The following is a 23,870-nucleotide window of genomic DNA, read 5'->3' as shown; positions in this document are numbered from 1 at the left end:
CACCACGTAAATCACTTCGGGTCACTCGACGGGCAGCGAGTCCGCGATGTCGTCGTCCGAGGCCTCGCTGACCTCGTCGGGTCGGGCGTAGTCGTCGTCGCCGACGATGGAGTAGTTCGCCTCGGCGCTCCAGCTCTCGGTGAGGGCCGCGATGTCGTCGTCGGTGGCCTCGGCGAACGCCTCGATGGCGTCGGCTTCGGTCGTCTCGCCGACGGTCTCGTCGAAGATGGACTGGAAGGTGGCGACGGTCTCGTCGCTGTGTTCGTCGGGGTCGAGGTGGAAGTGCGCGAGCGCGTCGACCGAGTCGAGGCGGCTGGTGAGCACGTGGCAGAACTGGAAGACGACTTCGGGGCCGGCGTGGTCGAGCAGCTCGGTCAGCGAGTCGAAGCAGACGACGATATCGTAGCCCTCCTCGTTCCAGTGCTGGCAGTAGCGGCTGATCGCGGTGCCGATGCCCTGGAGGTCGTCGGGGTCTTCGACGGCGTCCATCACGACCGGCGCGCCGAAGTCCGGGCCGCCTTCGCCGGCCGACCGGAGCACGTCGCCGACCGAGATGGTTCCCTTGCGTGCCGGCTGGGTGTTCGCGGCACTGCCGAACCCGGTCTGTTCGGCCTGTGCCTCGGGCAGCGAGACGGTCAGTTCTGCTCGCGTGTTCGGGTCACCCGTCTCGAGCAGGTCGCTGCAGTGGTCGTTATTCGTCGATTTGGTGGTCACGAGGACGTTCCGGCCGTCCTCGACTGCATCTAGGTCGGTCATGGTAGCTAGGAGGGGACCCCATCCCCAGTCGTTGTCAATGGAAAGACTCGTCGCCTAAAGGTAGTTTCGGCCGATTGAAAGGTTGATGATGAACGTTGTGGCTCCTCGCGATTTGGTGGGGTCGCACCCCATGCCGCGACCCACCGGCGACACGGTTATGTCGGCGCGGACGGACCACCGCACATGGCCAGTCTCGGCGACCAGTTCAGGGAGGCACCTGTACTCGTCTCGCTCTCGCTCGGCAGTCTCCTCGCCTGCGTCGGCCTCTTCTTCGGCACGATGGCGCTGCTCGCGCTCGGCTACACCGACGGCACGCGGCCGCTGTGGCTCGCAGTCATCGCGGTCGGGATGGCAGTCACGGTCCTCTGGAACGTGCTCTACCCGGTGTACGACGAGTACGTCGTCTAGATGAGCCCGAGCGCCCGGAGCAGCCCGACGAGCAGGTCGCCGTAGACGAACGCGGCGACCAGGCCGAGGAAAACCGGCACGAGGAACGGGATGCCCGGCGTGATCCACAGCCGCTCCTCGGTCGTCAGTCGGTCGAGCCCCTCGCGCAGTCGCTCGGGCGACGTACCGTAGGCGTCGCCCTCGATGGCGTCGAGGAACGCCCCCGCGCCCCAGGGGTCGTCGTCGGGGCTGTCGTTGGATCCGTCGTCGTCCAACGACGCAGTCTCCTCGACGGATTCGGCGCCGTCCATCGGCTCCCCACCGTCGGTCGCCACGTCGCGGTCGACCGCACCGTCGGTTGGGTCGTTCGGCTCCTCGGGGAGCGAGTCGGGGTCCCGGAACCGCTCGGGGTCGTCCCGGAGCTCGCCGAGCGCCGCCCCGCGCCAGCGCAGATACATCCGGACGGCGTCGAGGTCGAGGCCCGCGCCCCGCGGATACGCGAGCGCACGGAGTCGTTCCCCGAGACCCTTGCTCCCCGAGTCGAGGAGCTTGCCGTGGGTCTCCGGCACGGCGTCCCAGCGCACCGGAATCCCGACGAACATCCGCTTCGAGACGTGCCCCATCGCCCCGTTGCGCGCCGCGAGCAGCAGCGGGTACGCGATGCCCCAGGCCACGGCGTTGGTCAGGATGGTGAACGAAAGCACCGCGACCGGTGCCGGCTCGGCCACCGGGAGCGTGACGCCGGCGACCGACAGCACCTCGCCGCCGACGTAGCCCGGATAGCTCGGGTACAGCACCGCGATGGTCATCAGCGCCCGGGCGTCCGCCCCGCCGAACGCGCCGAGGAAGTGGAACACGTACGCCATCGAGACGACGAAGCCGACGCTGATGGCGGTCGTGAGCACGAAAACGCGCATGTCGGTCCCGCCGGCGGCGGCCGCCCGCTGCCACTCGACACCCAGCAGGAGCACGCCGAGCAGGGTGAGCGGGACCCAGGTGATGCTGTCGATGCGCCGCGTCTGGATGTCGCGGTACGCGAGCACGCCGAAGACGGGTACGGTCGCCAGTCGCAACAGGTCGGGCAGCGTCCCGGAGAGTGGACCAACGTCTACCACAACTCCCTACCCCGCGGCGACACAATTAGAGGTTCCGGTGGGGAGAGCGTGCGGAGCCGGAGGGGTTCCGTGACCTTGGGGTGTGAGTCCCCCGAAAACGACGCCCCGGGCTGTCGGTGCTGTCGACGACACCAGCGAGGGCGGCTGCCGGAGATGGTCTTCAACTGTCGTCTCCCCGTGCGGAGAGGCCCTACCCTTGCTCGGACACCCCGGCCACGAACCCCACGAACAGGGTGCAGTCGGCGGGGTTTTATCGCACCGGCGGTGGATGGGTGGCGTATGGATGCGATTTCGTTCGGCACCGACGGCTGGCGTGCGACACTCGACGAGTTCACCGCTCCCCGGGTCCGCATAGTCGGGCAGGGCGTCGCGACCTACCTGCGCGACGAGGGCCACGAGGGCGGGACCGTCGCCGTCGGCTACGACGCGCGGGCCTCCTCGCCGGAGTTCGCGGAGGAGCTGGCGCGCGTGCTCTGTGCCAACGGCTTCGACGTAGTGATGCCCGAGGGACGGGACCGCCCGACGCCACTGACGGCCTGGCAGTCCCAGGAGCGGGACCTCGCCGGCGCGCTGATGATAACCGCGAGCCACAACCCGCCCGAGTACAACGGCGTGAAGTTCATCATGGGCGACGGCTCGCCGGCGCTGCCCGAGGCGACGGACGCCATCGCCGGGCGCCTCGCGGAACCCGACCCGCTGCCGGCCGAGCAGCACGGCACCGTCTACGAAGTCGACGAGGTGACGCCGCACGCCGAGCACGCGATGGACCTCGTTGGCGCGGACCTCGACGGCCTGCACGTCGTCTACGACGCGATGCACGGCTCCGGCCGCGACACCACCGACGCGCTGCTGGCGTCGGCCGGTGCGACGGTCGACCGGCTCCGCTGCGAGCGTGACCCCGAGTTCGGCGGGTCGTCGCCGGAGCCAAGCGAGGAGAACCTGCAGGAGCTCGTCCAGGCGGTCCGCGAGCGCGACGCCGACCTCGGCATCGCCAACGACGGGGACGCAGACCGCATCGCCGTCGTCACGCCCGAACGGGGCTTCCTCGACGAGAACCTCTTCTTCGCGGCGACGTACGACTACCTGCTCGAGTCGGATTCGGGACCGGTCGTCCGCACCGTCTCGACGACGTTCCTGCTCGACCGCATCGCCGAGGCCCACGGCGAGGAGGTGTACGAGACGCCGGTCGGCTTCAAGTGGGTCGCGCAGGCGATGGGCGAGCACGACGCGCTGATGGTCGGCGAGGAGTCCGGCGGCTTCGCGGTCCGGGGCCACATCCGCGAGAAGGACGGCGTGCTGATGGCGCTGCTCGCCGCCGCCGTCGAGAGCGAGCGCCCCTACGACGAACGCGTCGACGCGCTGCTCGACGAGTTCGGCGAGATTCACCAGTCCAAGCTGAGCGTCGACTGCCCGGATTCGGAGAAGGCGCGGGTCGTGGACGCACTCGGCGACGACATCCCCGACGAGGTCGCCGGGGAGTCCGTCGCCGACGTGGTGACGAAGGACGGCTTCAAGCTGCTGTGCGAGGATGGCTCCTGGCTGCTCGTCCGCCCGAGCGGCACCGAGCCGAAGATGCGCGTCTACGCCGAGGCCGGGAGCCCCGAGCGCGTCGACGCGATTCTGGCGGACGGGAAGGAGCTCGTCGAGGCGCACGTCCCAGCCACCGACCCGGACTCCTAAGCCTCTCGACAGGCCTATACCACGGGAGTCGGAAGACGTCGAATATGGACGAGAAAACCCTGAACGCCGTCCTGTTTGCGGTCGGTTCCGTCGTCGTCCTCTACTCGTTCCTCCGTGCGACCCTCCTGCTCGGGGTCGTGGTGCTCGTGGCGCTGTTCGCTCTGTCGCTCCTCTACCGGCTCGTCACCGCCGTCGAGCGCATCGCCGACAACGTCGGCGAGCTGGCGGCGGCCACCGACGACGGCCGCGGCGGGTCGGGTCGGGGAACCGCTGCCCGCGCCACCAGTCGAGGCGACTGGGACGAGGAGGAGCGCCCACCCGCCGAGGAGCGCGACCCCGACGAGCTGTTCGAGTAGCAGCGAACGACCGTCGCCGACCTTCACCGAACCCCGAACAGCCGGCCATCCCGTTCTTCGATGTCGAACCCCAGCGACGCGTAGAACGGCCGCACGTCGGCGTCGAACGCCGCGGTCAGGCGCTCCTCCGGGCCGCACCGTGGCAGCGCGGACTCGACCAGCGCGCTCCCGATGCCCTGCCCGCGTCGGTTCGGGCGGACCGCGACGGCATCGACGTGCGGTCCGTCGGGCCCCTTCGCGTCGTCGCTCCCGCCCGGCACGAGCACCAGCGCCCCGAGCAGCCGGTCTTCGACGACGGCGACGAGCACGTCCTCACGCGCGAGCGACTCGTCGAGCGCGTCGGTCCGGAGCATCGCCGCGTCGAGCACCGCCGCAACGGCCTCCTGTTCGTCGGGTCGTGCCACGCGGACGGCGGTCGACGGCCGGTCAGGCATCGTCAGTCGCGGCCGACTCGGCCTCCCGGAGCCGGTCGAGCTCGGCGAGCACGTCGTCGACCGAGGGCCGGTCGAACGTCGACTCGCCGGCGTAGGACCACGCGACGGTCGGTTCGTCGCCGCGCGCGTCGACGACGACCGCCTCGGGCATCCGGCCGAGGAAGTCGCTGAACTTCCCGAGGATACCGAACTTCACCGGCTGGTCGTAGGCGTCGCTCGCGACTGCCTCGGGGTCCGCCAGCAGCGGGTACGGCAGGTCGTAGCTCTCCTGCCACTCCGCGGCGCGTTCGCGCTCCTCCGGCAGCAGCGAGGCGACGACGGCCTCGCGCTCGGTGAACTCGTCGTACCGCTCCGCGACCGCCTGGACCTGCTTTCGGCAGTTCGTGCAGTAGAAGTCCCGCTGGAACAGCAGCACGACGAACGCGTTGTCGGCGGCGAGGTCCCGCAGCGAGCACGGGTCCGGCCCCGGGCCGACGTTCGCAAGCTCGAACTCCGCGGCGAGGTCGGTCATCCGCCCTTGATGAGCCGCAGGACGGTTACCTCGCTCGACTCGACCGGCTGGTCCTCGGGCACGGGGCGACCGTCGACGAGCACGCTCACCTCGTGGGGACTCAGGTCGACCGCCCTGAGCACGTCGGCGTACGTCGGCTCCGGGAGGTCGACCTCGTGGGTGGTCTCGCCCTTCACGTCGACCGTGACCTGCATGGCTCGGGGTTGGCGGTCCGTCCGCCTAAGGGTGTCGTCGTGCACCGAGGTAGGTGCCACTCGCGCGCTCGTCTCGGGGGCTTTATGCCCGGACGACTCCTCGCCTGCCACATGAGCGAGGCCGAGGCGACCGGCGACGAATCAGGGGGTCGCAAGCAGGTCTGGATAGAGAAGTATCGCCCCGACGGGCTCGACGAGGTGGTGGGCCACGAGGACATCATCGGGCGCATCCGGAGCTACGTCGAGCAGGACGACATCCCCCACCTCATGTTCGCAGGGCCGGCGGGCACCGGGAAGACCGCGACCTCTGTCAGTATTGCGAAAGAAATCTACGGTGACGACTGGCAGGAGAACTTCCTCGAGCTGAACGCCTCGGACCAGCGCGGCATCGACGTGGTTCGGGACCGCATCAAGAACTTCGCGCGCTCGTCCTTCGGCGGCTACGACTACCGTATCATCTTCCTCGACGAGGCGGACGCGCTGACCAGCGACGCCCAGTCGGCGCTGCGCCGGACGATGGAGCAGTTCTCGAACAACACGCGGTTCATCCTCTCGTGTAACTACTCCAGCCAGATCATCGACCCCATCCAGTCGCGATGTGCGGTGTTCCGCTACTCGCCACTGTCGGACGAGGCGGTCGCAGAGCAGGTGCGCTACATCGCCGGCGAGGAGGGTATCGAGTACACCGAAGACGGCGTCGACGCGCTCGTCTACGCGGCCGACGGCGACATGCGCAAGGCCATCAACGCGCTGCAGGCGGCGTCGGTGATGGGCGACGCCGTGGACGAGGAGACGGTGTACGCCATCACGTCGACGGCCCGGCCGGAGGAGGTCGAGGCGATGGTGACCGACGCGCTGAACGGCGACTTCGTGGCGGCGCGAGCGAAGCTCGACGACCTCATCACCGAGCGCGGGCTGGCTGGCGGCGACATCATCGACCAGATCCACCGATCCGCGTGGGAGTTCGAACTGGAGGAGCAGGCGGCAGTCCGGCTGCTCGACCGGCTCGGCGAGGCCGACTACCGCATCACGACCGGCGCGAACGAGCGGGTGCAGCTGGAGGCGCTGCTCGCCTCGCTCGCACTGGAGTAGTCGGTTGCAGCAATCGTGATCGTATAATTCGAGGCCTGAAGCCGCAAATATCAACCGTCTCGACCTTGTTCTGGCCGAGACATTTATGCCGGATAACATCATGGTCCGTACACGAACTATCTGGTAGCATGAGAGAACGTAGTACGGACGTCCTCGTCGTCGAGGACAACACGGAGTTGGCGAGCCTCTACTCGTCCTGGCTGGGTGCAGAGTGGGCCGTCACGTCCGTCGCAGACGGTGACGAGGCTGTCGAAGCCGTGACGGAGGAGACGGAGATCGTCGTCCTCGACCGTCGGTTGCCGGGTCGCTCCGGCGACGAGGTGCTCGAACGGGTACGCGAAGACGGCAACGACTGTCAGGTCGTCATCGTCACCGCCGTCGAACCGGACTTCGACATCATCGAGATGGGGTTCGACGACTACCTCGTCAAGCCGGTCGACCGCGAGACGCTGAACCGCTGTCTCGAACGGCTCAAGCGCCGGAGCGAGTACGACGAGGAGCTCCGGAAGTACTACGCGCAGGTCTCGAAGAAGGCGGTCCTGGAGGCCAGAAAGCCCGAGCACGAGCTTTACGACTCCGAGGAGTACCTCGAACTGGAGGCGTGCGTCGACGAGCAGGCGGAGCGTGCGGACGAACTGCTCGACGAACTGCTCGCAACCGGCGGCGACGCCCGGCTGTTCCACGGCCTGCTCCGTGGGTACGCCGGCACCGCGAACTGACTCTCCCCGTCCCGTTCTACTCGACGACGAACTCGAACCGGAGCCCGTCGTCGTCGACGACGTCGACCGACCAGCCGTGCGCCTCGGCTATCTCCCGGACGATGGTCAGCCCCAGGCCGGTCCCGACCTCGCTCGTCGTGAAACCGGATTCGAGGATTCGGCTGGGGTCGTCGTCGCCCTCGTAGCCGACGCCGTCGTCGTCGACGTAGAAGCCGTGGCGGTCCGCGAGCAGGCCGACGGTGACATGGAGCGGCTCGCCGTCCGGGCGGCGACCGGACGGCTCCCCGGGGCCCGCGGGGTCGTCCTCCTCCCCGGTTCCGTGGGTCACCGCGTTCCGGAACAGGTTCTCGAGCAGTTCGACCAGTCGGTCGCGGTCTGCGTCGACGGTTACGCTGTCGAGGACCGACAGCGTCGCGTCGCCGGTCCGGACGCTGGCCCATGCCTGCGTCGCGACCGGCCCGAGTTCGACCGACTCCATCTCGCCGACGACGTCGCCCTGTCTGGCGAGCGTGAGCAGGTCGTCGATGAGCGTGTTCATCCGGCCGTGTGCACGCCGTATCTCGTCGAAGTGTTCGGGGGCCCCGGTCTCCTCCGCGAGGTCGAGGTAGCCCTGTGCGATGGAGAGCGGGTTCCGGAGGTCGTGGCTGACGATGCTCGCGAACGCGTCGAGGCGCTCGTTCTGGCGTTCGAGCTCGCGCTGGCGCTGCTTCTCCTCGGTGATGTCGGTGTAGATGGCGAAGCCCTGGAGGCTGCGCTCGCCGCGCTCGAACGGGACGACGTGCAGCAGGAAGTCTCGGATGTCGTCCTCGGTCTTGCGGCGCGAGACCACCTGCAGGCTCTCGCCGGCGAGGAGCTTCTGGTTCAGCGACTCGGCCTCGTCCTCGAACCCATCGGGGACGATGTACTGGTCGATGTCCTCGCCGACCACCTCCTCCGTCGACCAGCCGAACGTCGACTCGAACACCGGGTTGACCTCCTGCACACGGAGCTCGTCGTCGACGAGCGCGAACCGGACCACCGGGTCGGGAACGTTCTCGAACAGCGCGGAGAGGCGGTCCCGCTGGTCGCGGAGGTGGCTCTCGGCACGGAGGCGTTCGACCGTCTCGGCGACGTGGGTCACGAGCAGTTCGACGAGTTCCCTGTCTCGGTCGTCGAACGCGTCGACGTCCGGCGAGCCGGCCTGCAGGATGCCGAAGTCACCGACGGGGACCGAGAGGATGGAGCGGTACTCCGGGTCGGACTTGTCGACGGCGTTGTCGTCGCGCTCGCGCACGTCGTCGACGACGATGGACTCCGCCGACTGGTACGTCTCGCCCGCGATACCCTCGTCGACCGCGATCTCACCGGCGGCTGCGTAGCCCTTCTCCTCCATGTCACCGGACACCGCGACCGGCACGAAGTAGCCGTCCTCGACGACGTCGATACCGACGACGTCGAGGTCGAGAATCTCCTCGGCGGCCCTGACCGCGGCGTCGTAGACGGCCATCTCGTCCTCGTAGCCGACGAGCTCCGTCGCGACGCGGTGGAGGCGTGTCACCTTGGCCGTGCGTTCTCTGAGGGCCGTCGGGTAGTCGTCGCCGCCGGCGACCTGCCAGGCGATTTCGTCCGCGAGCCGGGTCGCCGCACCGTCGGTGCCGTCGTCGCGGACGAAACCGTCGAAGGCCGCGAGTTCCCCGATTGCCGTCGGGTCGCCGTCGGCGAACACGACCGTCGGGGCGTCGACCGCAGCGGCCGCCGCCGGGAGGTCGTCGTCCCTGGTCGGGTCGTCGGCGACCACGAGACAGTCGGGACCGCATTCGATCTCCTCGGCGGCGGTCGCGGCGTCGAACGTACACTCGCCGCCGATGGCGGTCGCGACCGCCAGCGCGTGCTCCTCGTCGGTGGCGAGCACGGCGATTCGAACGCCGGTCACCTCCCGCTCCGTCTCGGAGCTTCTCACTGTGGAAGCGATACCGCCGCGTGGGGTTTAACTCTGCGGCCGCCGGGGTCGGCTGGCGGTCAGTTCAGCGACCAGATGGCGTAGTTCAGGACCGTCGCGAAGCTGACCCACGCGAGATACGGCACGAGCAGCGCGGCGGCGGCCCGGTCGACGCGGTCGAACGCGGCGATGGTGCCGGCGACGAGCAGCCAGAGGGCGGCGATGATGCCGAGCGCGAGACTGGGCCGCTGGAGCGTGAAGAACGTGGGCGTCCACGCCACGTTGAACCCCATCTGGAGGGCGAACGCGCCGAGTGCGAGCCGGACCGCGGCGTGCTCCGTGCCCTCGCGCCAGACCCGGTAGAGGGCGACGCCCAGCAGCGAGAAGAGGACGGTCCAGGCGACGCCGAACGCCCAGCCGGGCGGGTAGAACCACGGCTTCTCGAGCGCCTGGAACCACGCGCTGTCGGGGCCACCGAGGGCCGCCGGCGTCGCGCCGACGACGTTCACCAGCACGACGAAGCCGAGGACGCGGAGCAGTTCGTCGCCGTCGGGGAACTGCGAGCCGGTGGTCGCGCCGTCGTTCGCCGAAGACATACAGTCCAGTGGGACGGCCGCCCACTTAACCGAGGTCGGTAACCACGTCGGACCACCTGGGCGGAGCCACCGACGCTGGACAGCCCGCGGCTCCCGGCCCCAGCGTCGCGAATTTTGCAGGAAGGGCGGTTGCGGAACTGTTTTACCGACCGAAGAGCCACTGTGGGACAACGATGAGCGAACTTGAGGAGGAGTACCGTCTCGACTATTTCGAGACGGAAGGGTTCGTACGCCGGGAGTGTACCGGCTGCGGCGCCCACTTCTGGACACGCGACCACGACCGGGAGCTGTGCGGTGAGCCACCCTGCGAGGACTACAGCTTCATCGACAACCCCGGCTTCGACGAGGAGTACACGCTAGCGGAGATGCGGGAGGCGTTCCTCTCCTTCTTCGAGGAACACGACCACGAACGGATCGAGCCGTACCCCGTGGCGGCGAACCGCTGGCGGGACGACGTGCTGCTGACTCAGGCTTCTATCTACGACTTCCAGCCGCTCGTCACCTCCGGACAGACGCCGCCGCCGGCGAACCCGCTGACCATCAGCCAGCCCTGCATCCGGATGCAGGACATCGACAACGTGGGCAAGACGGGCCGGCACACGATGGCGTTCGAGATGATGGCCCACCACGTGTTCAACACGCAGGAGGAGGTCGACGAGGACGCCTACGCCTACCACGGCGAGGTGTACTGGAAGGACGAGACGGTGCAGTACTGCGACGAGCTGTTCGAGTCGCTGGGGGCCAACCTCGACGAGATCACGTACATCGAGGACCCGTGGGTCGGCGGCGGCAACGCCGGACCCGCAATCGAGGTCATCTACCGCGGCGCCGAGCTGGCGACGCTCGTCTTCATGTGCATGGAGCAGGACCCCGAGGGCGACTACGAGATGAAGGACGGCAACCGCTACTCCTTCATGGACACGTACATCGTCGACACCGGCTACGGGCTGGAGCGGTGGACCTGGATGTCCCAGGGGACGCCGACGGTGTACGAGGCCGTCTACCCCGACACGATCGCGTTCCTCAAGGAGAACGCCGGCATCGACCTCTCCGAGGACGAGGAACGACTCGTCAACCGCGCCGCCAAGCTCGCCGGGCGGATGGACATCGACGAGGCCGAGGACATGGAGACGGCCCGCGGCGACATCGCCGAGAAGCTCGACGTCGAGGTCGACCGGCTGGAGTCGCTGATGGAGCCGCTGGAGGACATCTACGCCATCGCCGACCACTGCCGCACGCTCGCGTACATGTTCGGCGACGGCATCGTCCCGTCGAACGTCTCGACGGGCTACCTCGCCCGGATGGTGCTGCGGCGCACGAAGCGCCTCTGTGACAACGTCGGCGTCGACGCGCCACTCGACGAGCTGGTCGACATGCAGGCCGACCGGCTGGGCTACCAGAACCGAGACACCGTCCGCGACATCGTCCGCACCGAGGTCGAGAAGTACCGCGAGACGCTCGATCGCGGCAGCCGTCGCGTCAAACAGCTCGCCGAGGAGTACGCCCGCAAGTCAGAGCCCATCCCGACGAGCGAGCTCATCGAGCTGTACGACAGCCACGGCATCCAGCCGGACATGGTCGAGGCCATCGCCGAGGAGGCCGGCGCGCGCGTCAACGTGCCCGACGACTTCTACTCGCTCGTCGCCGAGCGCCACGACAGCGCCGAGGCCTTCGACGAGGCGGACGAGAGCGAGGCCGAGCGCCTCGACGACCTGCCCGAGACCGAGCGACTCTACTACGAGGACCAGCAGCGCACCGAGTTCGAGGCGGTCGTCCTCGACGTGTTCGAGCGCGAGGACGGCTACGACGTGGTGCTCGACCAGACGATGTTCTACCCGGAGGGCGGTGGCCAGCCCGCCGACACGGGGAACCTCTCGACGGACGACGTCACCGTCGAGGTGACCGACGTCCAGCGCCGCGACGGGGTCATTCTCCACCGGACCGACGAGAGCCCGGGCAAGGGCGAGTTCGTCCGCGGCCAGATCGACACGTACCGCCGCAAGCAGCTGATGCGCAACCACACCGCCACGCACGTCGTCATCCACGCCGCTCGGCAGGTGCTCGGCGAGCACATCCGGCAGGCCGGCGCCCAGAAGGGCGTCGACGGCTCGCGCATCGACGTCCACCACTACGAGCGAATCACCCGCGAGGAGGCGAAGGAGATCGAGCGCTACGCCAACGAGCTGGTGATGGAGAACACGCCGGTCAAGCAGGAGTGGCCCCACCGGAACGAGGCCGAGGAGAAGCACGGCTTCGACCTCTACCAGGGCGGTATCCCGCCGGGCACGAACATCCGGCTCATCCACGTCGCCGAGGACGTCCAGGCCTGCGGTGGCACGCACGTCGCCCGCACCGGCGACATCGGGGCCATCAAGCTCCACAGGACCGAGCGCGTGCAGGACGGCGTCGAGCGCATCAGCTTCGCCGCCGGCGATGCCGCCATCACGGCGACCCAGGAGACCGAAGACGCGCTGTACGACGCCGCCGGCGTGCTCGACGTGACCCCGAAGGAGGTGCCCGAGACGGCGGCTCGCTTCTTCGAGGAGTGGAAGGCGCGGGGCAAGACCATCGAGGACCTCAAGGAGCAGCTCGCAGAGGTCCGCGCCTCCGGTGCGGACGGCGCGGAGGAGGTCGACGTCGGTGGGACGCCGGCGGTCGTCCAGCGCGTCGACGCCGACATGGACGAGCTGCGTGCGACCGCCAACGCACTCGTCGAGGAGGGCAAGATCGCCGTGCTGGGCTCCGGGCTCGACGGCGCGCAGTTCGTCGTCGCCGTTCCCGACGAGAGCGAGGTCAACGCCGGCGCGGTCGTGAGCGAGCTCGCGTCGAAAGTCGGCGGCGGCGGTGGCGGCCCGCCGGACTTCGCACAGGGCGGTGGCCCCGACACCGACGCGCTCGACGACGCGCTCGACGACGCGGCCGACGTGCTCCGGGCCGTCCTCGACCACTGAGCCGACGGAACGTTTTTCGTGCCGACACGTCTGATTCGAAGTATGTCCCGACAGCGGTGCTGCCGGCCGCACGAGGTGTGGCCGTGAGCCGCGACGACGACGAGCCCGAGCCGAGGTGGGACGACACCGCGGCCGGCCCTCGCGATACCGAGCGGCGTCCGTGGGACGAGGAGGCTCGCTCGCCGCCAGATCGGGTGCAGCCTGCCACCCACGGCACCAGTGAACGGGGGGACGCTGGCTCGGACCGCTGGGTCGACCGGCTCGGCGACCCGCAGTACGAGCGACCGCCCGCCGAACCCCGGCCCGACGAGGCGATGGACCCCGGTATCTTCGACGCCGGCGTGGTGACGTTCAGCCTCAGGTACCCGTTCCGGGAGGGTGGATCGGCGGCCCTGCTCACCGGCGTCCTCGGCATCTTCTCCTTCCTCGTCGTGCCCGGTGTGCTGGCGGCCGGCTACGTCACCCGGCTCGCTGGCGCGGCCGCACGGGCCGAGGAGCCGCCCGGCTACGACGATATCTGGGGGATCGCGAAGTGCGGCGTCGTCGTCACCGTGCTCTGGTGGGGTGCCGTCGGCGGACTGGGGACCCTGGTGTACCTGAGCGCGAGCGAGAGTGCCCTGCTCGCCAGCGTGCTCGCACTCGTCGGGTCGTACCTCCTGCCCGGTCTGTTCACGACGTACGCGGCGACCGAGGACCTCCGCGAGACCGCCGTCCGCACGCCGGAGTTCGCGTTCACCCGGCGGTACGCGCTCCACTTCTTCGCCGACACCGTGCTCCTGGTCGGACTGCTGGTCGTGGGGTTTTTCGTGTTGCTGTTCGTCACCTTCGCCGCGTTCCTCCTGCCGCTCGCGGCGCTGGTACCGGCTGCGTACTGGGGCTACCTCTACGGCGAGGCCATCGAGGACGGGCGGGTCGAGCCGCTGCCGGCCACGGACGAGTAGTGGGTGCCTCGGCTGCCGGAAGGTTTTTTCCGCCCACCTCCTATCGTGTCAAATAGATGGCGTTCCACAGCGTTCGGCAGGTGACGGTCGTATGAGCCGGGACGAGGAGGACCCGGCCGACGAACGCACTCCCGACCGCCGACCCGGGGACGAGGGCGGTGACTCGGCCGACGGCGGGCCGGACGACGACGAGTCCACGTACCCGAGCTACTCGTGGGACGGCGACGGGGACGAGTGGCGTGCGGACACGGAGCCGACCACAGGGCCGGAGTCCTCGACCGACGACCGACCCAGCGCCGGACGCGACCCACCGGCCGACGACAGTCACGGCTCACGCCGGGCCGAACTGGCACCGGACGACGGGCGGCGACGACCGACCGACGCACCCGACGACCGACGCCGTGACCGCCAGGGTCCCCGCCGGCCCGACGAGCAGCGCGCTCCCGGTGGCGATGGGCGGCGCGCCGGCGACCGGGCGGCCGGCGAAGCAGCGTCGACAGCCGACGGTGTCAGCTGGAACTTCGACAGTCCGCACCCGGACCACGGCGCACGTCGCGACGAGTACGAGCGTCGTCGCGGGACCGCCCGTCCTCCGACTAACCGGCTCGACGGCGACGACGGCGTGAAACACATCGACTGGCGACGGAAGGGCGCGTTCGACTTCGCGTTCTCCTACCCGACCCAGCGGGGCTGGGGCCCGCTCCTGAAGGCCGGGGCGGTCGTGCTGGTCAGCCCGCTGCTCGTGTTCCTCCCGCTCGTGTTCCTGTTCGGCTACGTGTTCCGCCTCACCCGCTACGCCGCACAGGGCCGCACCCAGCCCGAGTTCGCGGACTACGGCGACATGCTCACCGACGGCGTCGGCTACGTCGTCGCGTTCACCCTCGCAGGAGCCGTCTGGCTGGGGGCGATTCTCGCCGGCGCGATGCTCCACGATGCGGTCGCCTGGATCTTCGTACTCGTCGGCTTCTACCTGTTCCCCGCCGCCCTGACCGTCTACCCCGTCACGGGGAGCATCACGAAGACCTTCTCGTCCAGTCTCACGTTCGACTTCGCGTTCACCAAGCACTACGTCAAGTACGGGCTGCTGTACGTCCTGCTGGTCGTCGTCCTCCGCATCGTCGCCTCGTTCAGCGTGGTCCTGTTCCTCATCGGCCTCGCCTGGGGCTGGACGTTCACCTACTTCGCCAACGGCGCCTACTGGGGGTTCGTCTACTACAAGGGCGCGGAGGAAGGCGTGCTGCCGACTGCCGAGGAGGTCGACCAGCGGAACGGGTACTGAACAGTCAGGAGCGAGTCTGCTCGATCGGTTTCGGCTCCGCCGAACATCGACAGGCGTAGCTACGAACCGTGGTTCGCGCCACCAAAAGGATATGATAGTGGCGTATCCCAGTCCCCACTCGGTCCCGGCCGAGCAGGGCATCGATCAGGAGGCAACGACTGATCCGATCTGGGGGGTCGTAACCCCGTATACGATTCCGAGACGCACCACTGTAAACGTATTGGCTAAACGAAGGCTTCGCGGTCGCCGGAGGGGCGCGTCCCGGAGGCGGGGACGTCGAGCGTTTCGAGGGCGGCCTCGCGGACGGGCTCGACGTGCTCCTCGGGGGCGTAGACGCCGAGGCGCCACTGGACGGTGCTGGCGGCCTGAAGGCCCTGCACCAGCGGCGAGGCGTCCTGCAGCCGGCGGACCTCGCCGTTGACGACGACGCGGGTCGAGGACTCGGGCATGGCGGGGCGGCCGGGGACGTCGAGGAGGACGGCCCGCTCGGGAACGCCGGCGGTCTCGGCGATGGCACGCTCGGTTTCGCGTTCGTCCGCGTGGTCCGCATCAACGATTCTGTCGGGCACGTCGTCGAGTTCGGCCCAGACCGCGCGCTTGTAGAGGTCGCGCTCGGCGAGGCGGGCAGCGTCCTCGGCGGTGGGCTCGTGGTCCCGGAGCGCGGCCAGCAGCTCGTCGTCGGCCATCCGGGCGAAGCGTTCGGCGTCCAGGTCGGTGCCGTCGAGTAGCCGTTCGCAGGCGCTTTCGAGCATCTCGCCGGCGATGCGGGGGACGTGGTGACGGTAGACGGTGGCGTTCATCAGCGCCCGGGCGACGAGCATCGACTCGGCGGTCGCGAGGTTCCCCTCCGCCAGGGCGAGGTCGCCGTCGATGAAGGTGAGCCCACGGAGCAGACGGGCCTGGTCGATGGTGCCGTAGGGAACCCCGGAGTGGTGGGCGTCGCGAACGAGGTAGTCCATGCGGTCCGCGTCGAGCTCGCCGGAGACGAGCTGCCCGAGTTTCCCTTGCCCGTCGATGAGGTCAGCGACGACCGTCGTCGAGAGGCCGTGCGATTCGAGCACGTCGGCGAGCGCCGTCTCCTCGAGCAGGTCGTGTACCTCGTCGTGGTGCCGGCCGAGGCGGCGCTCGATGATGCCCTCGGTCTGGTGGCCGTACGGCCCGTGGCCCACGTCGTGGAGGACGGCGGCGGCCTGCACCGCCTCGGCGCGGCCACCCTCGATGTCGAGGTGGCGACAGCCCCGGCGGGCGAGGTGGTAGACGCCCAGCGAGTGCTCGAAGCGGGTGTGGTTCGCGGAGGGGTAGACGAGCCGCACCGTCGAGAGCTGCTTGATGTGGCGGAGCCGCTGCATCGCCGCCGTGTCGAGCAGGTCGGCGACGACGCCCGACACCTCGATGTAGTCGTGGACGCTGTCCTTGATCGCGTGCATTGTCGGACCCTCGCGGTGGCGTCCCAAAAGAAGCCCGACTCGCCGGGCGACCGTGACATCAGGAGGGGGTCCCGCTGGGGATCAGCCCGAGGGCGTCGTGCGGTAGGGTTCGGTGGTGGGATACTCGGCGTTGTGGTCGATACCGTCGACGGTGCCGGAGCCGTTCGTCGCTGTGCTATCGTCGACCGTCGTTCCCGTCGCAGGCTCGTCGTCCGTCGTCGTGCGGTAGGGTTCGGTGGTCTCGGAATCGAAGTCGAAATCGGTGTCGTGTAGCTCCGCGAGGTACGTCATCCCGTCGTAGTTGAGGACGTAGTTCAGCTGCGAGGAGTGCCTGTCGACGGGCTCGTGCTCCCGGATTCGCTCGACCAGAGCCGCGAAAGCGTCGGAGATCTCCTTCTCCTCCTCGTACGTGCTCTCGTCGATGGCCGTCGCGACCATCTCGCGCTGCTCCTCGGAGAGTGTGCTCCGGTCGAGCGTGAAGACGTGCTCGTCGACGACGCGGTCGACGTACGTCTCGATGTCGGGCGCGACCGGTTCGAGCTCGTAGCGGTACCGGCCGTTCTCGACGACGTCCTCACCCTCGTACTCGACCTGGAACGTCCGGCCCTCGTACTCGACAGCGTCGTACTCCTGCTCCGGGACGAACACCGACTCGGCGTCGTCCGGGTAGGTCAGGCGGAGATACCTGGCCATCGCACCGGGCTCCCTGGCCAGGCTTTCCGGGTAGGCGTCGTCGAACATCCTCCGGTCGGCGGTGGGCAGGTCCGAGTACGCGACGATGCGGGCGTCGTCGCCGAGTTCGACGGTCGTCTCGTCCCCGCGACCGGTGTAGGTCACGGTGAACACCTGCAACGTTCGGGCCTGAACGCCGACGCGGACGGTCCGGACGGCGAACACCTCGCCGTCGTGGCGCACGAGCTCCCCGTCGTCGAGCAGCGGCCCGGATTCGTCGGTCGCGTTCCGGACGTAGGAGCCGTTCTCGGCGGCACCGCGGACGGCGGCGGACGCTTCGTCTTCGTAGAGGTCGTCGACGTCGGCAACGAGCTGCTCGCCGAGCTCCGCGTCGTGGAGCGGCGTCAGCCGGAGTTCGACGTGTGGCGGTTCGCTACAGCCGGCGAGGGCGACGGTGAGGGCAGTACCGGTCGCGGCGAGGAACTGGCGGCGTCGCATCATATCGTACCGTCGTCACCATCCGTGAATACTTTCCGGTGGCGACCGCTCCCAACAGCCATGCCGACCGCGACACGCGACGGGACGACGCTCCGGTACGAGACCGACGGCGACGGGGAGACGGTGGCGTTCGTCCCCGACATCGGCTGCGGGCCGTGGCTCTGGGGCTGGCAGCACGCCGGCCTCGCCGGGCCGTTCGAGACGCTGACGTGGGCGATGCGCGGGACCGACGGGTCTGACCGCCCGGCGGGGCCGCTGTCGGTGGCGACGCTCGCGAACGACCTCGACGCCGTACTCTCGGACCACGGCACGGAGTCGGTCCACCTCGTCGGGAGCGGCCTCGGTGCGATGGTCGCGCTGCACTACGCCCGCACGTCGGGCCGGGTCCGGAAGCTGGGGCTGCTCGCCGGCGCCGCGACCGGCACCGCCTACGACCCGGAGCCGTTCTTTGCCGACCCCGCAGACGCCACTGCCTGCAGGGAGACGCTCTCGTCGGCGCTCTCAGCCGAGTTCCGGGCAGAACAGTCCGACGTGCTCGACGGTATCGCGGGCTGGCGCGGCGACGAGGACGCGGACCGGGAGTCGTGGGAGCACCAGCGCGCGGCGCTCGACGGCTTCGATGCCGAGCCGCTGTACGAGATCGACAACCCGACGCTGGTCGTCGTTCCCGGCGCCGACGAGCTGATAGAGCCGGCGGCGGGGCGTCGACTCGCCGAGGAACTGCCCCGTGGCGAGGCGCTCGCGTACCCCGACGCGGGGCACTTCGTCGGTATCGAGCGGTCACGTCCGGTGAACGACGCGCTCCTGGGCTTTTTCGACAGCGAGGACTGAGGCCGCTGGTCGGGGACGAGTGCTCGGAGGGAGGGATGGTAGGAGGGCCCGGGATGGCACGGCCGGACTGTCCGGCGCGAGCGGGGGGCGGGCGGCGGTGGTGGGCGAGGGGTGCGGTGTGTCGCGGCAGGTGGGGTGGGGTGGTGGGTGGGGTCGGTTTGCAAGCGGTGCGGTCGTGGAATCCGACGCGCCGTGGCCGACGGCACGGTCCGTCCGTCGGCCGCTCGTGGAGTGCTCCGACACGTCGACCGCATCCGTACATTCGGCACGATCGACAGTAGAGGTTCGTCCTACAGAGTTAGGCGTGCCCGGCGTATCGCTCCTCGGCAGGATTCGCCGGGGCGCAACGCCCATTAGGGGCCGTGCCGTGGGCTTCGAGCATGAGCCGACTCCGCATCGCGCTGTTGAACGCCGCCCACGACGGGGCGGACACCCGTCGGAACTTCCGTCGGGAGCTAGACGCCGACGTGGCGGAGTTCTCCGTCACCGACGGCAAGCTCCCCGAGACCTTCGAGTACGACGCCGTGGTCGTCACGGGGTCGCGCTCGTCGGTGTACTGGGACGAGCCGTGGATTCGTGCCGCACGCGAGTACGCCCGCGAGGCCGCCGGACGCGGTCTCCCCTGCCTGGGTGTCTGCTGGGGCCACCAGCTGCTCGCCGAGGCGCTCGGCGGCGAGGTCGACGACATGGGCGAGTACGAGATCGGGTACCGCGAGGTCGAGCGCAGCGGTGCCGACCCGCTGCTCGACGGACTCTCGGACCGCTTCACTGTCTTCACCACCCACTCCGACGCGGTCGTCGAGCTCCCCGACGGAGCCCAGGAGATCGCCACCAACGAGTACGGCAACCACGGCTTCCGGAAGGGCCACGTCTTCGGCGTGCAGTTCCACCCCGAGTACGACCCCGAGACCGCCCGCACCGTCACCGAGGGCAAGGACGAGCTCAGCGACGAGCGCAAGGCGCGTGTCGTCGCCGGCATCACCGACGAGAACTACGCGAAGGCCTGCGAGGCCAAGACGCTGTTCGACAACTTCCTGCAGTACGCCGCCGCGGTCCGCGACGAGCGAGCGACCACCGCGAGCGACTAACCTTCGGCCGGCACGTGTTCGACTGCCCGCCAGCGGATACCCGGGAAACGAATATAACAATCGGCGCCGTTCCTGTAAACAACCATGACCGTGCTGTCTCGCGTCCGAGAGCCGGAGTACACGGGGGAGAACCGTTGCTGGCCCTGCACGACGGTGAACGTCCTCATCGCACTCGTGCTGGCGAGTGTCGTCGACGTCGCCCTCCTGATGGCCGCGAACGCGAGTACCACAGTCGCCGGGGGTGCCGCGCTCCTCGTGCTCGTCCTCTCCGCGGCGAGCATCTGGCTCCGTGGCTACCTGGTCCCGGGCACGCCGACGCTCACCAAGCGCTACATGCCCGAGTCCGTCCTCCGACTGTTCGGGAAGGAGCCCGAACATCCGATGCCGTCGGCCGGCGACACCCGGGAGGTCGACCCGGAGACGTACCTCTCCGAGGCCGGCGCCATCGAACCCTGTGACGACATCGACGACGTCTGCCTCACCGAGTCCTTCACCGAGCGCTGGGACGAGGAGCTCGCAGCCATCGAGGACCCCGGCCCCGAGGACGTCCGCACCGTCTTCGGCCTCGGCGACGGCGACTACGACCTCGACTTCCGCGCGGAGGCCGTCATCCTCGAACGGGACGGCCAGCGCGCCGGCGAGTGGCCCTCCCGCACCGCGTTGCGGGTCGACATCGCGGGCGGCCACGCACTCGCCGCCTTCGACCGCGACGCCTGGGCCGACCTCGACCCCGTCGCCCGCGGCCGCGTGCTCAACGGGCTTCGCGTCTTCCTCGAAGAGTGCCCCGACGGGGGTGCCGTCGAGATGAAAGAGGAGACCGTCGAATCCTGCTGTAACGCCTACGACGTCGTCGCGCTGACGTGTGCCGAGAGCGGCGACCGCCTGCTCGAACAGCGCGTCTCGTAATCCGGGGGGCACCCGGCTGGGCGGTCGAAGCTGTCACCGGCTGTCAGTGTTTACAAGATATGTAAACCTTCGGCCGAGCGCGGCGAGACTGTTCGACCGTGACCGGAACAGGCAGACAGGTCCGAGGCAACATTTAGGAGTATTTTTCAGCACGTGGTCCTGACCAACTGTATGCTCGACTTCGTCGGCCTCGAATCCGACCTCGACGACGAGGAGCGGCTCATCCGCGACACCGCCCGCGAGTTCGTCGAGGAGCGCGTCAGACCCGATATCGCCGACCACTACGAGGCGGGGACGTTCCCCACCGAGCTCATCACGGAGATGGGCGAGATGGGCTTCTACGCCCCGAACCTGGACGGCTACGACCTGCCGAACGTCTCCGAGACGGCGTACGGCCTGCTGATGCAGGAACTGGAGGCGTGTGACTCCGGCCTGCGGTCGATGGCCAGCGTGCAGGGCGCGCTCGTCATGTACCCCATCCACGCCTTCGGCAGCGAGGAACAGAAAGAGCAGTGGCTGCCCGACATGGGCCGCGGCGAGAAGATCGGCTGCTTCGGCCTCACCGAACCCGAACACGGTTCGAACCCCTCCGCGATGGAGACCCGCGCCGAGGCGGCGGAGGGCGGCTACGTGCTCAACGGCTCGAAGACGTGGATCACGAACGCACCCATCGCCGACGTGGCGGTCGTCTGGGCCCGGGACAAGTCCAGCGACGACAACCCCGTTCGCGGGTTCCTCGTGGAGACCGACCGCGATGGCTTCTCGGTGAACAAGATCACGGAGAAGCTCTCGCTGCGGGCGTCTATCACCGGCGAGTTCGGCCTGAACGACGTGTTCGTGCCCGAGGAGAACGTCCTCCCCGGCGTGAAGGGGATGAAGGGGCCGCTCTCCTGTCTCACGCAGGCCCGCTACGGCATCGCCTGGGGCGCGGTCGGCGCGGCGCGTGACTGCTTCGAGGTCGCGCGCGAGTACGCGACGGACCGCGAGCAGTTCGAGACGCCCATCGCCAGCTTCCAGCTCCAGCAGGAGAAGCTCGCGGAGATGGCGACACAGATAACCACGAGCCAGCTGCTCGCCCACCGTCTCGCCGAGCTGAAAGAGCGCGGCGACCTCCGCCCGCAGCACGTCTCGATGGCCAAGCGGAACAACGTCCGGATGGCCCGCGACCAGGCCCGCGTCGCCCGCGAGATGCTCGGCGGCAACGGCATCACCTCGGACTACTCGCCGATGCGCCACATGGCGAACATGGAGACGGTGTACACCTACGAGGGCACCCACGACATCCACACGCTCATCCTGGGCCAGGACCTGACCGGTATCGCGGCGTTCGAGTAGGGAGGTTCGGAACGAGCGCTAGCGAGTGAGAACCTCCTACTCGCGAACGGCGAGCGGCAGCGAGCCGTGAGCAGGGCGGTTCGGGGCGCCAGCGAGGAACCTCCTACTTGGGAGCGATTCGGAGCGAGCGCCGGCAAGGAGACTCGCGGCCGACGACCCGCGGCACCAACCATTCCCGTCCGGCGTCCGAAGCACGACCATGGCCTCGACGCTCGGCTGGTCGCTCGTCAGCTCCGGTATCGTGACCCTCGTGCTCGCCGCGCTCCCCGGCAGCGACGTGCTCTGGGGTGTCCTCCTGCTCGTCCTCGGCGTCGTCGTGCTGGCACGCCGGCTGTGAGCGCGGGACCGAAACGCTGAACGGGACACGCTGACGAGTCGATATCGTTCTCAGCAGGCAACAGCCGTGGCTGGGCCACGCTGTCGCCGGCCGCCGCACGTCACGCGGCGGAGTATCCATGACAGGACGACCACGGAACGACGGAACTGGACCGACGAGAGATATCGACGCGGTGCTGTTCGACCTCGACGACACGCTGACGACGTACGAGCAGGACGGCAGCGAGATACTGCCGCAGGCGTTCGACCGGGCGGGCGTCGAGCCGTTCTGCAGCTACGCCGACCTCGAAGCCGTCGCCAGCGAACAGCCGTTCCCGCGGGACCGCACCCACGCCGACTTCTGGATCAGAGCGTTCGAGCGGGCTGCCGAGCGCCACGGCGGCGACCCCGCCGACGCCCGGGCGCTGTACGAGGCCTTCGGGGCGGTGCTCGCACGCGACCGGGTCGAGTTCCTGCCCGGAGCGGAGGCCGCACTCGCATCAGCCCGGGACGGCTACCGCGTCGGGCTCGTCACGAACGGCGAACGGACGGTGCAGGCGGTCAAGCTCGACAGCCTGGGCATCGCGGACATCTTCGAGACCGAGGTGTACGTCGACGAGGTGAGCGAACCGAAGCCCGCCCCCGAACCGTTCGAAACTGCCCTCACGGAGCTCGCTGTCCCGGCCGACCGGGCGCTCTACGTCGGGGACTCGTTCCACCACGACGTCTGTGGAGCGGTCCGGGCCGGCCTACGGGTCGCGTGGTGTCCGGGCGGCGGGACGGCGCCGGTCGAGGCGCGGGCAGCGCCCCCCGGTGGCGAGGATGTCGCGCCCGACCACACGCTCGAAAGCCTGCACGAACTCGCCGATTTGCTCGGCTGAGCCGGACAAAGCACTTACCCGCGTGTCGGGAACCCACGTCCGATGCCCTCCCGCAGAGCCCTCCTTTCGACAGTCGGTCTCGGAGTGACGGCCGCGCTCGGCGGCTGTCTGTTCGGTGGCGATTCGGCCGACGACGGGACGCCGACGGCGAACCGGACGACAGCCCCGACGACGCGACTCACGGCCGAGCCCGAGCCAGTGCAGCAGCTCCAGCGCGTCGACCCCGTGGCGGTGCCCGACGGCGCGAGCGCCGTCCTCGCCAACGAGCGCGTCCGGACGCTCGTCAGCGACGCCGCCGCGACCGACGGTCGCGTCGACTACCTGCCCGAGGACGGGCCCGTCGACGAGGACGACCGGCTGGTGTTCGATGCGTTCGACCGCATCCGGTTTCGGGGTGAGACGTACGACCCCACGTCGAGCTACGCCAGGTTCGGCGAGGAGGCGACGTACAGCGTCGAAGCGACGGTGGCGGCCGAGAGCGAGGCCAGCGGCGAGGTGCTGGTCTACGCGAATCTGACCGACGCCGAACACGAGATCGCCGACCAGCTGCTGGCAGAGGGGAGCTACACCACCGGCGGCCACGCGGACGTTCCGGACGCGTTCTTCACCTTCCGGTCGGCCGACTACCTCCGGACCGACGGCGGCGTGTACAGGCTGCGTACCCTCGTCGGCGACAACATGGGCCACCACATGCTCACACTCCGCGCTGCCGGCGTGGGCCAGAACTCGACGCTCGTCAGGATACAGGACCGGGTCCTGTCGGCCGACCGCCGCGAGCCGCTCCGGACAGCTGTCGAGCAGGGTACGGTCGACCTCGGTGACGAGGAGACCGAGCGCTTCCGCGAGGTGTTCGGTGAAGCGCGATTCGTCTGCACCGGCTACGCCGTCGTCGAGTTCGTGTCCGACGAGGCGGGGTGATCATCGCCGGCATAAGAACCCGGGACCTACCGGCAACTGGTCGCGGTAGCGAAACAGATTTTACTACACC

At 69.1% G+C, this 23,870-nt stretch carries 24 protein-coding genes; 15 read left to right on the top strand and 9 right to left on the bottom strand.

Going from position 1 to position 23,870, the window contains the following annotated elements; genetic code table 11:
- Nucleotides 1–21 precede the first annotated feature (21 nt).
- Nucleotides 22–756 carry a hypothetical protein gene (locus NO978_RS09385; protein ID WP_257299330.1) on the bottom strand — a complete coding sequence of 245 codons (735 nt, stop codon included), beginning with the start codon at nucleotides 754–756 and terminating at the stop codon, nucleotides 22–24.
- Nucleotides 757–939: 183 nt separating this feature from the next.
- Here NO978_RS09385 and NO978_RS09380 point away from each other — a divergent pair, with 183 nt between their 5' ends.
- A complete protein-coding gene (locus NO978_RS09380; RefSeq protein ID WP_257299329.1) occupies nucleotides 940–1,164 on the top strand; it encodes a hypothetical protein in 225 nt (74 codons plus the stop codon).
- Here the strand turns inward: NO978_RS09380 and NO978_RS09375 are convergent.
- On the bottom strand, nucleotides 1,161–2,258 hold the full coding sequence (locus tag NO978_RS09375; protein ID WP_257299328.1) for an A24 family peptidase C-terminal domain-containing protein: 1,098 nt from the start codon (nucleotides 2,256–2,258) through the stop codon (nucleotides 1,161–1,163). The genes NO978_RS09380 and NO978_RS09375 overlap by 4 nt on opposite strands.
- Nucleotides 2,259–2,537: 279 nt before the next feature.
- On the opposite strand from NO978_RS09375, the gene NO978_RS09370 reads away from it, so the two are divergent.
- Nucleotides 2,538–3,938 (top strand): phosphoglucomutase/phosphomannomutase family protein, encoded by a 1,401-nt coding sequence (locus NO978_RS09370; protein WP_257299327.1) that lies wholly within the window; start codon nucleotides 2,538–2,540, stop codon nucleotides 3,936–3,938.
- 44 nt (nucleotides 3,939–3,982) lie between these two features.
- Nucleotides 3,983–4,294 (top strand): hypothetical protein, encoded by a 312-nt coding sequence (locus NO978_RS09365; protein ID WP_257299326.1) that lies wholly within the window; start codon nucleotides 3,983–3,985, stop codon nucleotides 4,292–4,294.
- Nucleotides 4,295–4,317: 23 nt separating this feature from the next.
- Here NO978_RS09365 and NO978_RS09360 read toward each other — a convergent pair whose 3' ends face one another.
- Genes NO978_RS09360 through NO978_RS09350 form a run of 3 tightly spaced genes read right to left on the bottom strand, consistent with a single transcriptional unit; the run spans nucleotide 4,318 to nucleotide 5,433 of the window.
- Entirely contained in the window at nucleotides 4,318–4,728 is a 411-nt protein-coding gene (locus tag NO978_RS09360; RefSeq protein WP_257299325.1) for a GNAT family N-acetyltransferase, read from the bottom strand.
- A complete protein-coding gene (locus NO978_RS09355) occupies nucleotides 4,721–5,239 on the bottom strand; it encodes a peroxiredoxin (RefSeq protein ID WP_257299324.1) in 519 nt (172 codons plus the stop codon). The genes NO978_RS09360 and NO978_RS09355 overlap by 8 nt, the downstream gene beginning before the upstream one ends.
- On the bottom strand, nucleotides 5,236–5,433 hold the full coding sequence (locus NO978_RS09350) for a ubiquitin-like small modifier protein 2 (protein ID WP_257299323.1): 198 nt from the start codon (nucleotides 5,431–5,433) through the stop codon (nucleotides 5,236–5,238). The genes NO978_RS09355 and NO978_RS09350 overlap by 4 nt, the downstream gene beginning before the upstream one ends.
- A gap of 111 nt (nucleotides 5,434–5,544) precedes the next feature.
- Here NO978_RS09350 and NO978_RS09345 point away from each other — a divergent pair, with 111 nt between their 5' ends.
- Together NO978_RS09345 and NO978_RS09340 are read left to right on the top strand one after the other, a co-directional pair.
- On the top strand, nucleotides 5,545–6,525 hold the full coding sequence (locus NO978_RS09345; protein ID WP_257299322.1) for a replication factor C small subunit: 981 nt from the start codon (nucleotides 5,545–5,547) through the stop codon (nucleotides 6,523–6,525).
- A gap of 128 nt (nucleotides 6,526–6,653) precedes the next feature.
- Nucleotides 6,654–7,244 carry a response regulator gene (locus NO978_RS09340; RefSeq protein WP_257299321.1) on the top strand — a complete coding sequence of 197 codons (591 nt, stop codon included), beginning with the start codon at nucleotides 6,654–6,656 and terminating at the stop codon, nucleotides 7,242–7,244.
- Nucleotides 7,245–7,260: 16 nt separating this feature from the next.
- Here the strand turns inward: NO978_RS09340 and NO978_RS09335 are convergent, their stop codons facing one another.
- Both NO978_RS09335 and NO978_RS09330 read right to left on the bottom strand, forming a co-directional pair.
- A complete protein-coding gene (locus tag NO978_RS09335) occupies nucleotides 7,261–9,183 on the bottom strand; it encodes a PAS domain S-box protein (RefSeq protein WP_257299320.1) in 1,923 nt (640 codons plus the stop codon).
- Nucleotides 9,184–9,242: 59 nt separating this feature from the next.
- On the bottom strand, nucleotides 9,243–9,758 hold the full coding sequence (locus NO978_RS09330; RefSeq protein ID WP_257299319.1) for a TspO/MBR family protein: 516 nt from the start codon (nucleotides 9,756–9,758) through the stop codon (nucleotides 9,243–9,245).
- Between the two features lie 173 nt (nucleotides 9,759–9,931).
- Between NO978_RS09330 and alaS the strand changes: the two genes are divergently transcribed.
- From alaS to NO978_RS09315, 3 genes are all read left to right on the top strand, one after another.
- The gene (gene alaS / locus NO978_RS09325) at nucleotides 9,932–12,709 is read left to right on the top strand and encodes an alanine--tRNA ligase (RefSeq protein ID WP_257299318.1); all 2,778 of its coding nucleotides are present in this window, start codon (nucleotides 9,932–9,934) and stop codon (nucleotides 12,707–12,709) included.
- An 83-nt stretch (nucleotides 12,710–12,792) separates the two neighbouring features.
- Nucleotides 12,793–13,650: a hypothetical protein gene (locus NO978_RS09320; protein ID WP_257299317.1), complete on the top strand. Its 858-nt coding sequence runs from the start codon at nucleotides 12,793–12,795 to the stop codon at nucleotides 13,648–13,650.
- 91 nt (nucleotides 13,651–13,741) lie between these two features.
- Nucleotides 13,742–14,929 (top strand): DUF4013 domain-containing protein, encoded by a 1,188-nt coding sequence (locus NO978_RS09315; protein WP_257299316.1) that lies wholly within the window; start codon nucleotides 13,742–13,744, stop codon nucleotides 14,927–14,929.
- Between the two features lie 224 nt (nucleotides 14,930–15,153).
- Here the strand turns inward: NO978_RS09315 and NO978_RS09310 are convergent, their stop codons facing one another.
- The gene (locus NO978_RS09310) at nucleotides 15,154–16,356 is read right to left on the bottom strand and encodes an HD domain-containing protein (protein ID WP_257299315.1); all 1,203 of its coding nucleotides are present in this window, start codon (nucleotides 16,354–16,356) and stop codon (nucleotides 15,154–15,156) included.
- An 81-nt stretch (nucleotides 16,357–16,437) separates the two neighbouring features.
- A complete protein-coding gene (locus NO978_RS09305; RefSeq protein ID WP_257299314.1) occupies nucleotides 16,438–17,529 on the bottom strand; it encodes a hypothetical protein in 1,092 nt (363 codons plus the stop codon).
- A gap of 57 nt (nucleotides 17,530–17,586) precedes the next feature.
- Between NO978_RS09305 and NO978_RS09300 the strand changes: the two genes are divergently transcribed.
- The 7 genes from NO978_RS09300 (at nucleotide 17,587) to NO978_RS09270 (ending at nucleotide 23,800) form a co-directional block, all read left to right on the top strand.
- A complete protein-coding gene (locus tag NO978_RS09300; protein ID WP_257299313.1) occupies nucleotides 17,587–18,357 on the top strand; it encodes an alpha/beta fold hydrolase in 771 nt (256 codons plus the stop codon).
- Between the two features lie 380 nt (nucleotides 18,358–18,737).
- Nucleotides 18,738–19,445 (top strand): type 1 glutamine amidotransferase, encoded by a 708-nt coding sequence (locus tag NO978_RS09295; protein ID WP_257299312.1) that lies wholly within the window; start codon nucleotides 18,738–18,740, stop codon nucleotides 19,443–19,445.
- 84 nt (nucleotides 19,446–19,529) lie between these two features.
- Entirely contained in the window at nucleotides 19,530–20,351 is an 822-nt protein-coding gene (locus tag NO978_RS09290) for a hypothetical protein (protein ID WP_257299311.1), read from the top strand.
- Nucleotides 20,352–20,522: 171 nt separating this feature from the next.
- Nucleotides 20,523–21,686 (top strand): acyl-CoA dehydrogenase family protein, encoded by a 1,164-nt coding sequence (locus NO978_RS09285; RefSeq protein WP_257299310.1) that lies wholly within the window; start codon nucleotides 20,523–20,525, stop codon nucleotides 21,684–21,686.
- 199 nt (nucleotides 21,687–21,885) lie between these two features.
- The gene (locus NO978_RS09280) at nucleotides 21,886–22,023 is read left to right on the top strand and encodes a hypothetical protein (protein WP_257299309.1); all 138 of its coding nucleotides are present in this window, start codon (nucleotides 21,886–21,888) and stop codon (nucleotides 22,021–22,023) included.
- A gap of 118 nt (nucleotides 22,024–22,141) precedes the next feature.
- On the top strand, nucleotides 22,142–22,882 hold the full coding sequence (locus NO978_RS09275) for an HAD family hydrolase (protein WP_257299308.1): 741 nt from the start codon (nucleotides 22,142–22,144) through the stop codon (nucleotides 22,880–22,882).
- A gap of 42 nt (nucleotides 22,883–22,924) precedes the next feature.
- Nucleotides 22,925–23,800 carry a hypothetical protein gene (locus NO978_RS09270; protein ID WP_257299307.1) on the top strand — a complete coding sequence of 292 codons (876 nt, stop codon included), beginning with the start codon at nucleotides 22,925–22,927 and terminating at the stop codon, nucleotides 23,798–23,800.
- Nucleotides 23,801–23,870 lie beyond the last annotated feature (70 nt).

The sequence above is a fragment of the Haloarchaeobius sp. FL176 genome (assembly GCF_024609245.1).
In the GTDB taxonomy this organism is placed as follows: Archaea; Halobacteriota; Halobacteria; order Halobacteriales; family Natrialbaceae; genus Haloarchaeobius.
The sequence above is the reverse complement of the archived record's forward strand: the minus strand, read 5'-3'. Positions and strand labels throughout refer to the sequence as shown.